The organism is Endozoicomonas sp. GU-1 (assembly GCF_027366395.1).
Classification (GTDB): Bacteria; Pseudomonadota; Gammaproteobacteria; order Pseudomonadales; family Endozoicomonadaceae; genus Endozoicomonas.
On sequence record NZ_CP114771.1, the window covers coordinates 5,618,007 to 5,631,234 of the forward strand.

The following is a 13,228-nucleotide window of genomic DNA, read 5'->3' on the forward strand; positions in this document are numbered from 1 at the left end:
GACAAGGCTCTGGTCAGCATGGATTTGCCATTGTTTTCCTGATGTAAAGTCTGCAAAATCACCGGGCATCTGTTTAAATGAATCAACAATAAAAATGCACAACGGCTATTTTGATGTTTGAACTTATTGGATTGGTAAGCACTGTTTTATGTTGTCTGTTGCTTCTTTCTATCGCAATCTGCCAGGGCGTTCATGTAAAGAGAAGTGCACTTCGTTTGCCCGAGGCCAGTGGTAAACGGCTGCAGGCCAGAGGCTCGGATTTTTCCATTGTTCATGTGGGTGAAAGCCCTGTCGCCGGGGTGGGGGTGGCAGAGATAAGACAGGGGCTGACCCACCAGGTTATCAGGAACCTGACTCAGGATCGGGGTGTGGAGTTTGATTGGGAAATACTGGCAAAAAATGGTGCCAGAGTGTTCGACTCATTAACCTTTGAGGCGACCATTAAAGAACCGGATCTGTTGATCATCAGCTTTGGCGTCAATGATACGACCAGATTTACCTCAGGCTCGGAATTCAATAAACATGTGCAGGCGTGTGGCCATCGCTTTGCTTCCGACAATACCAAGGTATTTATCACCTCAATTCCAAAGATCAACCGGTTTCCCCTGATTCCAGCGCCGTTAAGCTGGTTATTGGGAGCAAAGGCCTACTTGCTGGACAGGCAGTTGCAGAAGCTCTGCCGACAGAAGGGGTGGACGTATATCCACAGTGACACGAATCCTGACGCCTCGTTGATGGCGGAAGATGGTTATCACCCTAATGAGTCGGGGTGTCAGGTCTGGGGAGGAATCATTGCGGACAAGATAATAGATACCCGGAGCGACAGGGTTTAACGACTAATTAATCACTAAGTATTGATACGTATCAATATGCGTATTGATAATTTGTTTAATAATCAGCCTGTTGATTGGTCATTGACCGTCACGATTTTGTCATCTTTTCAGTGTTAATCTGCCGATAGCATTAACAACACCAATAAAAGTGATCGTGCACAGTCAGAATAAAGAACGGAAACTATCATCCGCAATGTTGAGAATTGAGAAATATACGCTCAGAGATGGGCAGGCAGGTTGGCAGGCGCATCTGGTAAAACCCGATTGTTCCAAAATACACGAAACTCGTCGTTTTAGCTATTCAGACTACGGCGACCTTGCATTTCAGGAAGCATTAGACTGGCTTGAGCGTCAGTACTATCAGCCCGCTGCCATTGATGCCGGTGATCAATGCCCGGTGTTGGCTATAAGCGAATCACACTGAGTTTTTTTTCAGGGAATGCAGTGTTTGCTATGGATGGCAACCTTTTTCCGGGAGAAAGAAAAACCATTTCGCCACAAATCTTCAGCTCTTGCGTTGCATTGCTAATTTTTACCAGTCAGGTAGAGTTGAAAGTGCGTATAAGCAAATATATATTGCCTGAAAAAAAGGGGGTAGCAACATGTCCCGGACAATAAAAGGCTTGATAACGGCTATTATGGCAACAGCATTGTTGCAAACCAATACTGCGGCTGCAGCCCAGAATGATAACCATGTCTACGCCGGGTTGGGCTGGACCGTAAAGCATGGCTGGATACCCTCAGCCATCGTCGGAGTTCGCAGCGTCGATGTGGATGGTATTAAGGATGTAACCGGTGTTGACCTTTCCCTCTCTTATCACTTCACCGATGGCTTTGATAAGTTCCTGCTGAAAGGTGTTCGGGGTGAGATTGACTGGCAGGCGGAGTTAGGCGTTGGCTATGATTTTCAGGGACAGTCTCTGCTGGTTATCGGAGGTGTGCAGGGTCGTCTGGTTAATTATTCCGTGGATGTCTCTCTGAATGGTGATATTGATGCTGGCCTGACCATCAATAGCATTGATAAATATGACTGGGAGCCATAGTTATTAAATTGACCATAAAAACCTCGATGGCAGTTGACGGCGTTCGGAAAATAGGGATAATACGCCTCCACTGGCTCAGCGCAACGTCGGTTGAAGCAGCGGTGAGTTAACGGGGTATAGCGCAGTCTGGTAGCGCGCCTGCTTTGGGAGCAGGATGTCGGGAGTTCGAATCTCTCTACCCCGACCAGATCAGGTAAAGCCCATGCTCTTGAGTATGGGCTTTTTTGTTGCCTGAAGTATATTCCGCAGCTAATTTGCGGAAATCACCACTGTAAAAAGATGGTTGGTTTGCTAAAGTATCAACCGTTCCGGTATGACGGTGTTTCAGGAAGTATCACTGTTCATGATGTCCGGAACACTGTTTTTATTCATAACCTGGTTATGAATCTCGGGGTATAGCGCAGTCTGGTAGCGCGCCTGCTTTGGGAGCAGGATGTCGGGAGTTCGAATCTCTCTACCCCGACCAGATTTGTTTTTTATTGGCCAGCATCATGCTGGCTTTTTTTTATTTTCAGAGATGTCGCCTGAATTTTAAGCCATCAGTTGTTCTATCATATTCACTTCATCATCCGTCAGTGGCGTCTGCAAACAATTCAGATCCTGTTGCATGTGTTTTGTATCACTGGTGCCTGTTAAGACAATCATCCCCATTTTTAATGCTGCCTGAAAAATGACCTGTGGTCCGGTTAATCCTGTCCTCTTCATAATGGTCTGAAAATCAGGCATTGCCAGCAGTTGGGTGTTGGCTGTCAGTAACGAAAACCCCTGGTAAAGAATGTTATGTCGATGGCATAGCGCACGGATATTGGCGTCCCATCCGGTTCTGGCAAAGCAACGGTTCTGCACCAGCATGGGTTTGATCGTCGCATGGTGGTTCAGGAGCTCCAGCTGTTGGTGATTTACATTGCTAACCCCCAGAAGTTTGATTTGGCCGGACCGGTGGAAGCCTTCCATTGCTTCCCAGACGGCAAAGTCCCGGTCACTGAGTCCATGTGACCGGGATGGACCATGCAGCAGATAAGCATCAAGGTAATCCGTGTTCAAGTGCTCCAATGATGAGAGAAGGGACTGCTCAACCTGGGTTTTGGTATCGGCTTCAGGATGGTAGGGCAGACGGTTGTCCTGTCCTTCAGCGTAGGTGAATTTTGTTTGCAGGAAGAGGTCTTCACGGCACTGGCCACTGGTTTGGTAAAAGTTCTGCAGAGCTTCCCCAACCCCTTGCTCAAAATAATGTTTGCGCTGATTGGCGGTGTCTATGGCTGTGAAACCGTTATTCAGGGCTTTCAGTGTCAGCTCAGAGGTGGTCTGTTCTTTCCAGGCCGTGCCATAGATAAAACGGGGAATACGGGTATCGTGCAGCGTAAACGGATTGGTTTCCGGTTGTTCGGTCATCTCCTTGCCTCCCCTGGAAATTATTGGCGATATTATGACTTGTCTGGATTCAGTTGAGATTTACTTTAGCCCAGAGCGGCGCTCATGACATAATGTCGGCTCGGGTAGAAACTTTCCGAGGGCCAGGAGGCTGCTTCAGGTTTTTTTGCAAGCAACGTTACTTTCCAGAGGTGGCGCTTTCAATCTATGAGCATGTTCACGACAGAGCTTTTTAAAAGCAAACCCTATCGGCTGGGCCTGACCCTGTCCGGTGGCGGAGCAAAATGCATGGCTCAGATTGGGTTGCTGCAGTACCTGAACGAGCATGGAATCGAACCGGATATTATTTCCGGTGCCAGCGGTGGTGCGATGGTCGGTGCTCTGCACAGCGCCGGATATGCACCGGCCGAGATTCTGGACTTCTTTGTCTCGACCCGAATGTTCAGCTTTAGAAACCTGTCGTTCAATGCACTCGGATTGATTGACTCAGAGAAGATCGCGAAAAATTTTCAGGCTTATTTCCCGGAAGATAGTTTTGAATCATTGAAAAAACCTCTGTATGTGGTTGCTACTGATTTGAACAGAGCGCAGCAGACGGTATTTAACAGTGGTCCACTGATTAATGCTTTAACGGCATCGTCCGCTTATCCGGGCATGTTCACCCCGGTTAAATGGCAGGGGACCGTCTATGCCGATGGCGGGATTATCAATAACTATCCTTCAGACCTGATTCACGACCAGTGTCGTCATCATATCGGGATGTATCTTGCTCCGGTTATGTCCAGGCCCTGTGAGCATTTCGCCAACACCTTTGATGTACTGGACAGGGTATTTCAGATTTACAGTTCTGCCCGGCAGTTTTCCAATATCAACTTGCCGGAGGTGTCATTGGCACCGGAGGGTATCGAGGACTGCAGCGCTTTTATGGTGAAGCCGGATCAGCTACGGTCTATCTATGACATGGGCTACCATTCCAGCAGAAAATACTTCGAGAACGAAGGAGCCCAATGGCTGAAGACCATGAAAGGAGGAACGCAAAAGCGTTCCTCATGGTTTAAATTGCCGATAGGCTCTGATACTCCGTAAGTACGAAGTGGTCAGTCATGCCACCTACATAGTCCAGAATCAGTCTCGTTCGGAAATACCATTCAAGATCGTTCTGTTCAGCGGGAGAATGCTGTTCCTGACGCATTTGATGCACAGCCCGAACATAGGCTGCTTTATACTTCCGGGACAGGCGGTGATTGAGTCGATGCTCGATAAAGTGTTCGCCATCATCCAGATTATCGAGGTTTGCGAATGCGGTGCCGGGGAGTTCCAGGATTGGGCGATAGATATCGAGCAAGCCCATCAGAGCGGCATATCCGCGCAGTTCCGGTGTTTCTTTTTCCTGACTACTGAACACATGTCGTATGGCGACGGTTTTCAGTGTTTTCAGTGCCAGATGCTGGTCTGAGCCGCCATCAATTAATGGTTCATCCAGCGTCCCATGAAAAACTTCCGTATGCTTCTGCAGGTATCGGTTGGCAGCATAGCTGACCAGGTCCCGGACCAGCTGTGAGCGTAAATGGCGAATAAAGTTCTGTGGGTTGTCTTTGGCAACATGTTCTGCGGTTTTAATGATATCCGGCAGGTATTGGCTCTTTTTGCCGGTGAACTCCTGCCACACTTCTTTCAGCCAGAAGCTCAGGCCCCTGAATGACAGAATGCCCTTATCAACAGCATCTTCCAGATCGGCAATGCAGTAAGAGATATCGTCTGCTGCCTCCATGATGTAGACCAGTGGAAAGCGACAGTTCTCCTGTATCGCAAGATGTTTCCAGATGTCCTGGATAAGGCGCTGTTCTGAGTAGTAGAAGCCGGGCTTTTTCTGACGGTAAGCAAATCCGCTGGTCGGATTCTGATAAGGTGCCCGGGTGTATTTGATGGTGGCGGCCAGCTGTGACCAGGTCAGGTTGAGTGTCTGCAGGCTGTGAATGATGCGCAGCCCCTGGGCGTTGCCTTCAAAGACGGACAAATCCGGTAACAGTACCTGGTAGAAAAGCTCTGAGTGACCGGTTTGGCCATTGACGGCGGATTGTCTGGCCATGGCCTTGTGATGGCAGGCTTCACCATGATCCTGAACCCAGCGGCTGAACGCGGCTTCCCCAAAATGGCCAAAAGGTGGGTTACCTACGTCGTGTAGCAGGCAGGACATTTCTACCAGATTGGTAAAGGCCGTTTCGATACCTTCAAGACCAAGTTTTGCCAGCTCCCCATGTTGTTTTAGTTGATCCAGAATAGTTTTGGCCAGATAGCGGCCCGTTTGCTGAACTTCCAGTGAGTGGGTAAGACGACTGCGGACGGCTGCATTGGTTTCCAGTGGGTAGACCTGGGTTTTCTGCTGAAGCCTGCGCAGGGCCGCTGATTGAATAATACGACCCCGGTTACTCTCGGTCTCGGTAATCAGATCCTCTGGCCGGGCGCAGGTGACCGGCTCAGGGCGATCGCAGGTGAGTTTCTTGAGGTAATCCAGAGGTGCCATAGACTTGGTAACCGGGAGTTGGGAAGAATTCAGATTACCATATCTTTCGGCTGATCGGTGAGTGGCATGATTTGCCTCGTTGATCAGTGGCCGGGCATGACTATCCGGATGCAAGCCTGCTGATTGGCTTTTTACTTTTTTTGTTTTCAATTTTGTCTTGACGGTTCATTGCTTTGCTATAACTACTGCTCCCTGATAAGTCTTTATTTGAACCTGGAGTTAAATTGTGGAAGAGAAACGAATGATAATGTTATTTGTGTTTCTTTCTTTCTTACTCTTTCCGGGTGAAAAAGCTGAAGCCTATGATCTCTATTCTTATATTCCATTTCTCTACAAAGTTCCGGAGGGAAACGTGGGGGTATTCAGGAATGGAAGCCAATTTTATGAGGATGTCTATCCTGCCGGTGTTTATCCAGTCTGGCCTTCTGATGAAGGGTTTGTTATCAGCATTGTGCCTGAGACGGCGGCTGTTACGGATATTCTCTGTATTACTGCCGATGGGATAATCATCACCTTTCCCCAAATCACCGTTCGTTATCAGGTACATGAACAACATGTATTGAGTCTGGTTAAAGGCTATGGGCTTGATTTTATCAAACCCGCTATTACAGATCCTGTGAAACCGGGGGTTGCTCATTTATGCAGGGCGCTGAACGCTGAAGCGGTTTACTTTGATGAATTGATACCATTTAAGGCGATTCTGGGCCGTTATCTGGCAAAGGGGCAGAGGGATAAAGGCACCGGAATCTCGATTTGTCACCTTGACATTGAATACCCCCGGGTTCCGGATGTCATTATTGACAATCATGTTGGTCATACAGATCACAAGCCCCAACCCCCGATAACTTGCGAACCGCCTTATGAGGTTTTCTACACGCTGGAAAATGAGCAAGAAGCCATTAATCGCCTCTGTGGCTCTGTCAGACAACCTGATGATGAACCTTACCCGGAGCCTGTTTTGGAAGAGCATTCAGCCATAGTTCCGGAACCCTCTGCTTCAGTTGCTGAAGACGAGATTGCCGGTGTACTCAGCCCCGCAGAGGAAGTAAACACCGATGACACCGGGCAGAGGGATTATGAGGTACCTCAGGAAGATCTATCATTTTCTTGGGCTGAGGAGCCATTTATTAATGGTCAGGAATCTGATGGTGAAGATGCCGGGCCTTCAGAAAACGGTCGGGATTCAAGTTTAGAACCTATGGCGGAGGTGGGTGTTAATACCGTGCCAGTGCATACTTCTGATGTTGTAACAGAGGTGAACCGGAATCTGCTACCAAGATTGGTTGATCCGGTGCCGGATCAGGAAAGGAGTAAGGAAAAGCTGTATCAACAGATGCAAGACTCGAAACACCTTTGGAAAAATAACAACAGCCGACTCTACCTGGGCTGGTAAGAAAACGGATGAATGCTCGCCAAATGGTGAGTTATGCTGTATAAAAAAACAGTATTTTAGTCATTATCAGCCGGATTGTTTTTGAATGCGGTTATTTATCGCCGAAAAGCCCAGCCTTGGGCGAGCCATTGCCGATGTTTTGAAAAAGCCCCTGAAAAAACAGGAAGGCTATATCGAGTCTGCGTCAGGAGATGTGGTGACCTGGTGCATAGGTCACCTGCTTGAGCAGGAGGAGCCGGATGCCTATGATCCGGCCTTCAAAACATGGAAGCTTGAGCACCTGCCTATTGTTCCCATGCAATGGAAGCTGAGGCCCCGGAAGGGAGGGCGTGGGCAGTTATCCGTGATCAATAAGCTGCTTAAACGGGCTGATATTATTGTCAATGCCGGTGACCCTGATCGTGAAGGCCAATTGCTGGTGGATGAGGTGCTGGACTATCTGAAGCTCTCTGCCCAGCGTAAAAAAGATGTTCGTCGTTTATTAATCAGCGATCTGAACCCTTCTGCCGTTTCCCAGGCCCTTGGGCGGATGCGGTCCAACCAGGAGTTTGTGCCGCTGGCGGTTTCTGCCCTGGCTCGTTCCCGGGCAGACTGGCTTTACGGTATTAACCTGACCCGCGCCTGCACATTGCTTGGCCGGAAGGTTGGCTTTAATGGGCTGCTCTCTATCGGCCGGGTGCAGACACCGATTCTGGGTCTTGTCGCTCGACGTGATGCCGAAATTGAGCACTTTCAGCCTAAGCCTTACTTTGAGGTTTTTGCCACCTTGTTAACGGCAAAAGAGGAAACCTTCAAAGCCAAATGGCTACCCAGCGAAGCCTGCCAGAACTGGATGGATGAGGAAGGACGAGTGCTGGATCGGCGTCTGGCGCAGAATGTGGTGGACCGTATTACCGGCAAGCAGGGGACAGTAAAACGCGTCGAAGATAAGCGTGGCAAAGAACCCCCGCCATTACCCTACTCGTTGTCGGCACTGCAGATAGATGCTGCCAGGCAGCTGCGTATGGATGCCAAGACGGTGCTTGATAGCTGTCAGCGTCTTTATGAGCAGAAACTGATTACTTACCCCCGTTCAGACTGTCGCTATCTGCCCGAAGAGCACTTGTCCCAGGCACCTGAAGTGTTGGCAACGATTCGCCACAATGTCTCTTCGCTGGGGAAGGCGGTGGACCAGGCATTACCGGAAAGGAAAACCAGTGCCTGGAATGATAAAAAAGTTGGGGCGCACCACGGGATTATTCCTACCTCCCTGAGAACGGACCTTGAACGACTGTCTGAACTGGATCGCAAGTTGTATGGATTAATTGCCAGGCAATATGTTGCGCAGTTTTATCCTGATCATACCTTCAGAAAAAGAGTCGTCGATATCGACATAGAAAGAGGCCTTTTCCGGGCCGGAAGCCGCCAGACTGTCGAGGAAGGGTGGAAGGTTCTGATGAATTCGGGCAAAAGTCATCAGCGTTCCGCCGGTGATGAAAATGGTGAAAATAATGAAGAGAGCACTTTTTTACCTGAGCTGGCCAAAGGTGATGTGCTTGATTGTCCTGAAGCCGAGCTGAAGGAAAAAATGACACACCCCCCCAAACCATTTAATGATGCAACACTCCTATCGGCCATGACGGGCATCGCCCGATTTGTTCAGGATAAAGACATTCGCAAGATTCTCCGTGAAACCGATGGCCTGGGCACCGAGGCAACCCGGGCCAGCATTATTGAACTCTTGTTCAAGCGCCAGTTCCTGGAGCGCAAAGGCCGAAATATTCATGCAACAGCCACCGGCAGAGCCCTGGTCAACGCATTACCGGAAAGAGTGACCACGCCTGATATGACCGCACGCTGGGAAGCCTCGCTGAATGACATTGTTGAGCGAAAAGGCAGCTACGGTGCCTTTATGGGCGGGCTTGATCAGGAGCTGAGAGCGTTATTGATGCAAACCATGAACGATGGCTTACCCTCTGTTGCCGGATTGCCTGCCCCTTCGAACCAGCCGTTTAAACGAAAGGGCAAAGCAAAAAGTGCTGGCAGTCGTCGGAAGAAACGGAGTCCGGCCCGGAGTTAGTTCCGAATGTAATACTCAGAAAAAGAGTTTCACAAAAAACTGGGTGGTGTACTGGTCAGAATTGCCGCGATAATTCAGGCCGAATGCCCACTCATTATCCACTTGATATTCTGCTCCGGCAGTGAAGAAGCCGGTATTGTCATCTTCGTCCCGGTCATAGTATTGCTGAATATAGCCGGAATTCAGCCAGAGGCCTTGTTCCAGGTGATAACGGGCGCTGACCGACGCTGTGTAGGCTGTGACTTTATCCTTTATCTCATCCGCATCCACAGACAGGCCGTTTCTGAGTCGGCCACTGGTGACCGATGGAATGACATGGAATCTGTCCGTTGGCTTTAATAACAGGCTGGCTCCGGCAAAGTAGGAGCTGCCATCAATCTCGACATTACTGGCAATATCGTCTTTATCAATGCGGCCGTAGGCGTATCCTGCGTTCAGGATGACGGGTATGGATGGGACTTTATAGGCACCATTGACGAACCAGGTGGTTCCATCGAAGTTTTGCGTGCCCTGATTCTGATTATTGTAACCAAAGCCGGTATTAATAAATGTATAGTTATAGTCATTACCTGCGAATGCCATAGCTGAACTGGAAAACAGTAATGAGATTAATAATATGCGAAAGGTCATCGGTTTAATCCCTGGTTTGCCGGGAGAGTAGTCAGTTAAGTAGCTAACCATATGAAATCATATATTTCTGACTCCTTGTTCAGGCACTCTGCTTCGTTACAACTCCGGTCACATAGCTACGGCTATGCTCCCTCCGTTGTGCCTCGCATAGCACCTGCCCAAGTAGCCAGAAATATATGATTCCATATGGCCAGCTACTTAATAGGGGAGACGTGGTAAGAGATATACCTGCCACTACGATCTTTAGAGTGTTATTTTTTCAAAAAGTTCATCGAGCTGAGTTTATTCGATCTTCTTCAGGATGCATCATCTCAAGCAGTGTGGTAATAAATGCCTTCCTTTTGATTTGGTAGCCATTAACCTGTGGAGCTGTTGATAGCAAGTCGTTAACCCTTTGCTCAAAATCATGACGGCAAACATGGCCGGTCAATTTCATTTGCAGATGCTCAGTCAGTGCATGCAGGCGTTGTTGTTCAAGCTCGGTGGTCGAACCGTCAGTTTTACCGGGTCTGCCTGCAGAGTGCAGAGCGATAAACTGTCTGGCTTTATTCAGGGTAAGCAGGCAGCGTAACAGCAAACCATAAATACGTTCATCGGTATTTTGGGGGCTGTTAAAAAGAAGGGTGCGGGGGATGTCAAATACCGGCCCGTTTTGCAATTGCTCTGTCAATGGAACAAGGTTCTCAGCGAGGTATTCCAGCGTATCATTGAGCAATCGGGTTTCTTCAGCAAACGACAAACACCATACCGACCTGGCAACGCCGGGAACCTCAATGGCCAATCCTGTTGTATTTTGGGCTGCCCTGTTGTCAACACTGACCTGAAACCCCAATGCCCTGGTCGCCAGATCACCATCTTCAAGGTCAATATTATAGGCACCTGGCAGTTGAATCGCCGGACATCCCGGGACTGGTGAGATGATGATGCTTTTGGGGATGTCTGAATCCCTGTCGGTGTTTAGCGCCTGCAGCTTGGCAAGGAGTGTTCTGGTTGATTTTTCTGTCGTGCAGATAATGTCAATATCATTAAATACTGAGCAGAGGTTCTGTAAAAAACGGGCGTAAGAACCGGTAATCAGAATGGCTGGATCGTTATAAGAACCATTGATTTCCTGAATAATTTCCAGCACTTTCAGCGTTAGCGGAGTTAACCGTCGGGTCGACTTGTCCGGAACATCCGATCCGCCTGTTGTTAACGGTGGCTCCATAGTTTGAGCCGCACTGGCGGTCACTGCCCGGGTGGCGCAGGTATTTTCTGTTTCATCCCGGTATTCCCTGACCTGATAAGGGCGTTGGCATTCCTTTCCGGGACTGGCAACGGATACCTCTACCGTGTTTGTTCGTTCAAACAATAAATTATCCATTATATTGACTTCAGGACTGTATTGTTCAAACCAGCGGCCTAAAGCATGCTGCCAGTTGCTTCTTTTATGAAAATTCTGGAGGCACTCCAGAACCTGATGCCTGTGGATTTGTCGTCCATCAACAGGCTGGCCCCTGACATAGCAGTACGCCAGGAAGAAAAAATGCAGGCGTGCGTTCTGAAATGAGCGCTTCAGTGTTTTGATGGATTGCGATACCTGTTGTGCTGACACTCTCTGATGATCAATGGTCAATTCATTCTGCATCGCTATGAATTTCAATGTGCATTGCAGTCGTTGCTGCTCATCTTTGACCGGTACGCTGTTTAAGATTTGCCAGGCCTTTTGCATGATATCCTGGGCTTCACTGGTTTCATCGCACTTATGAGATTGTCTCAGCTTTTTAATCAGATACTTGGTTTGCCCTGAAGAATGGTCCCCGGGTGCTGCATCAAACGCTGCTAATACCTGCCGGTTATCCAGGTAGTTGCCATGCAATTTTCTGGCATTCAATGCCAGCAGAGAGTAGAAAGTCGCTCTTTCGAGCAACCAATTACCACTTTCATAATCCCGGATCACCGCTTCCGGTGTCACCTGTCGGCCATTCAATGGCAGGCCTCTCAGGCAACATTCGGCCTTGAAGCGCGCTGTGGCCAGTTGGCCATCCGGACTATCCGGGAACTCCATAACCACCTCATCCGCTGTGACCTGCCTGCCTCCCAACGTCAGGCCCCTCAGGCAACATTGTTGCTTAAATCGTGCCAGCGCCAGTGGTGCCCTGGCGGCCTGAAAATCCCTAACAACAGTATCCGGCGTGACCCGCTGGCCATTCAACGGCAGGCTTTTCAGGCAACATTCTGCTTTGAAGCGCGCCAGCTCCAGCGTTGCCCTGGCGGCCTGATAAGCCTTAACCACCGCACCCGGTGTGACCTGATGGCCATTTAATGCCAGGCCTTTCAGGCAACATTCCGCTTTGAAGCGTGCCAGCGGGAGTATTGCATTGATTTCCAGGCACCCCTTAACCACCGTATCAGGTGTCACCTGCTGGCCATTTAACAGCAGGCCGCTCAGGCAACATTGTTCCTTAAAGCGCATTATTCCCAGTCTGCCTTCCGGGTCATCCGGGAAACTCTCAATCACCGTATCCGGTGTGATCTGATGACCATTCAGCAGCAGGCCCTTCAGGCAACACTCCTCTTTGAACCGTGCCAGTTCCAGTGTTGCTTTGGCTGCCTGACAACTCTTCACCACCGCATCCGGTGTGAGTAGCTGGCTATTCACTGCCAGGCCCTTCAGACAACATTCCGCCTTGAAGCGTGCCAGCCCCAGTCTGCCTTCCGGACTATCCGGGAAAGCCTGAATTACCGCAGCCGCTGTGACCTGCTGACCATTCAGGGTCAGGCTTTTCAGGCAACATTGCTCCTTAAAGTGCGCCACCCCCAGTTTGCCTTCCGGACCATCCGGGAAATCCCTGACCACGGTATCCGTCCTGACCGGTTGGCCATTCAAGGTCAGGTTCCTCAGGCAGCATTCCGCCTTGAAGCGCGCTATCGCCAGTTGGCATTTGTTATTTCGACCTGGTTCCCGATTGAATTCCTGAATAACCTGATCCGGCGTTACTTTTCTATTGTTATGCAGAGTGTTTTGTAAGCAGAGTCTTTGCAGGAAGAAGCCACCTCTGAGCGAGGTCGTATCATTGCCATAGGCTCTAAGCACATCAGCTGAGGTGATTTGACGTCCGTGTAGTGGTGTTTTTTTCCAAAAGGCATTCTCAATACGCCTGGTCTCATCCATGGTGGAGGCTGTGCTTCTATGGCTGCGATGGCGGGAGATTCTTTTACCGTTAAATGTACTTGTGGAGCAGTCAGGCATCCTGCCTGAACCGGTTTGTCGGTCAGCCCGGGCAGCAGACTTTGGGTAACGATAGTTGGATGCGGTTACTTTCAGAATAAAACCCTGGTCATCTGAATTCTGCGATTTGACCTCAAGAGCATTATTAGGTTCCATCTATTCTG

General features: G+C 49.3%; 10 protein-coding genes and 2 tRNA genes. 8 read left to right on the top strand and 4 right to left on the bottom strand.

Going from position 1 to position 13,228, the window contains the following annotated elements; genetic code table 11:
• Positions 1-113: 113 nt before the first annotated feature.
• The 5 genes from O3276_RS23605 to O3276_RS23625 all read left to right on the top strand — a co-directional run bounded on the left by O3276_RS23605 (position 114) and on the right by O3276_RS23625 (position 2,342).
• Positions 114-833 (top strand): SGNH/GDSL hydrolase family protein, encoded by a 720-nt coding sequence (locus O3276_RS23605; RefSeq protein ID WP_269673495.1) that lies wholly within the window; start codon positions 114-116, stop codon positions 831-833.
• Positions 834-1,026: 193 nt separating this feature from the next.
• Entirely contained in the window at positions 1,027-1,257 is a 231-nt protein-coding gene (locus O3276_RS23610; protein WP_163370083.1) for a hypothetical protein, read from the top strand.
• Positions 1,258-1,435: 178 nt separating this feature from the next.
• Positions 1,436-1,876 (top strand): hypothetical protein, encoded by a 441-nt coding sequence (locus tag O3276_RS23615; RefSeq protein WP_269673496.1) that lies wholly within the window; start codon positions 1,436-1,438, stop codon positions 1,874-1,876.
• Positions 1,877-1,986: 110 nt separating this feature from the next.
• Positions 1,987-2,063, top strand: a tRNA-Pro gene (locus O3276_RS23620).
• Positions 2,064-2,265: 202 nt separating this feature from the next.
• Positions 2,266-2,342: transfer RNA gene (locus tag O3276_RS23625), tRNA-Pro, on the top strand.
• A 65-nt stretch (positions 2,343-2,407) separates the two neighbouring features.
• Here the strand turns inward: O3276_RS23625 and O3276_RS23630 are convergent.
• Positions 2,408-3,268, bottom strand: a complete 861-nt coding sequence (locus O3276_RS23630; protein WP_269673497.1) for an aldo/keto reductase family protein — start codon at positions 3,266-3,268, stop codon at positions 2,408-2,410.
• Positions 3,269-3,454: 186 nt separating this feature from the next.
• On the opposite strand from O3276_RS23630, the gene O3276_RS23635 reads away from it, so the two are divergent.
• Positions 3,455-4,333, top strand: coding sequence for a patatin-like phospholipase family protein (locus tag O3276_RS23635; protein WP_269673498.1), 879 nt, complete (start codon positions 3,455-3,457; stop codon positions 4,331-4,333).
• Here the strand turns inward: O3276_RS23635 and dgt are convergent.
• Positions 4,302-5,921, bottom strand: a complete 1,620-nt coding sequence (gene dgt / locus O3276_RS23640; RefSeq protein ID WP_269673499.1) for a dGTPase — start codon at positions 5,919-5,921, stop codon at positions 4,302-4,304. The two genes, O3276_RS23635 and dgt, sit on opposite strands and share 32 nt — an antisense overlap.
• Positions 5,922-6,012: 91 nt before the next feature.
• Between dgt and O3276_RS23645 the strand changes: the two genes are divergently transcribed.
• Entirely contained in the window at positions 6,013-7,164 is a 1,152-nt protein-coding gene (locus O3276_RS23645; protein WP_269673500.1) for an SPFH domain-containing protein, read from the top strand.
• 85 nt (positions 7,165-7,249) lie between these two features.
• Positions 7,250-9,223 carry a DNA topoisomerase III gene (locus tag O3276_RS23650; RefSeq protein WP_269673501.1) on the top strand — a complete coding sequence of 658 codons (1,974 nt, stop codon included), beginning with the start codon at positions 7,250-7,252 and terminating at the stop codon, positions 9,221-9,223.
• Between the two features lie 15 nt (positions 9,224-9,238).
• Here O3276_RS23650 and O3276_RS23655 read toward each other — a convergent pair whose 3' ends face one another.
• Together O3276_RS23655 and O3276_RS23660 are read right to left on the bottom strand one after the other, a co-directional pair.
• Positions 9,239-9,904, bottom strand: coding sequence for a putative outer membrane beta-barrel protein (locus O3276_RS23655; RefSeq protein WP_269673502.1), 666 nt, complete (start codon positions 9,902-9,904; stop codon positions 9,239-9,241).
• 217 nt (positions 9,905-10,121) lie between these two features.
• The gene (locus O3276_RS23660) at positions 10,122-13,220 is read right to left on the bottom strand and encodes a hypothetical protein (RefSeq protein WP_269673503.1); all 3,099 of its coding nucleotides are present in this window, start codon (positions 13,218-13,220) and stop codon (positions 10,122-10,124) included.
• Between the last annotated feature and the right edge of the window lie 8 nt (positions 13,221-13,228).

Excerpts from the sequence above, each read along its gene's own strand:
- O3276_RS23605 (WP_269673495.1), top strand. The coding sequence starts at position 114 with ATGTTTGAACTTATTGGATTGGTAAGCACTGTTTTATGTTGTCTGTTG.
- O3276_RS23610 (WP_163370083.1), top strand. The coding sequence starts at position 1,027 with ATGTTGAGAATTGAGAAATATACGCTCAGAGATGGGCAGGCAGGTTGG.
- O3276_RS23615 (WP_269673496.1), top strand. The coding sequence starts at position 1,436 with ATGTCCCGGACAATAAAAGGCTTGATAACGGCTATTATGGCAACAGCA.
- O3276_RS23630 (WP_269673497.1), bottom strand. The coding sequence starts at position 3,268 with ATGACCGAACAACCGGAAACCAATCCGTTTACGCTGCACGATACCCGT.
- O3276_RS23635 (WP_269673498.1), top strand. The coding sequence starts at position 3,455 with ATGAGCATGTTCACGACAGAGCTTTTTAAAAGCAAACCCTATCGGCTG.
- O3276_RS23645 (WP_269673500.1), top strand. The coding sequence starts at position 6,013 with ATGATAATGTTATTTGTGTTTCTTTCTTTCTTACTCTTTCCGGGTGAA.
- O3276_RS23650 (WP_269673501.1), top strand. The coding sequence starts at position 7,250 with ATGCGGTTATTTATCGCCGAAAAGCCCAGCCTTGGGCGAGCCATTGCC.
- O3276_RS23655 (WP_269673502.1), bottom strand. The coding sequence starts at position 9,904 with ATGGTTAGCTACTTAACTGACTACTCTCCCGGCAAACCAGGGATTAAA.
- O3276_RS23660 (WP_269673503.1), bottom strand. The coding sequence starts at position 13,220 with ATGGAACCTAATAATGCTCTTGAGGTCAAATCGCAGAATTCAGATGAC.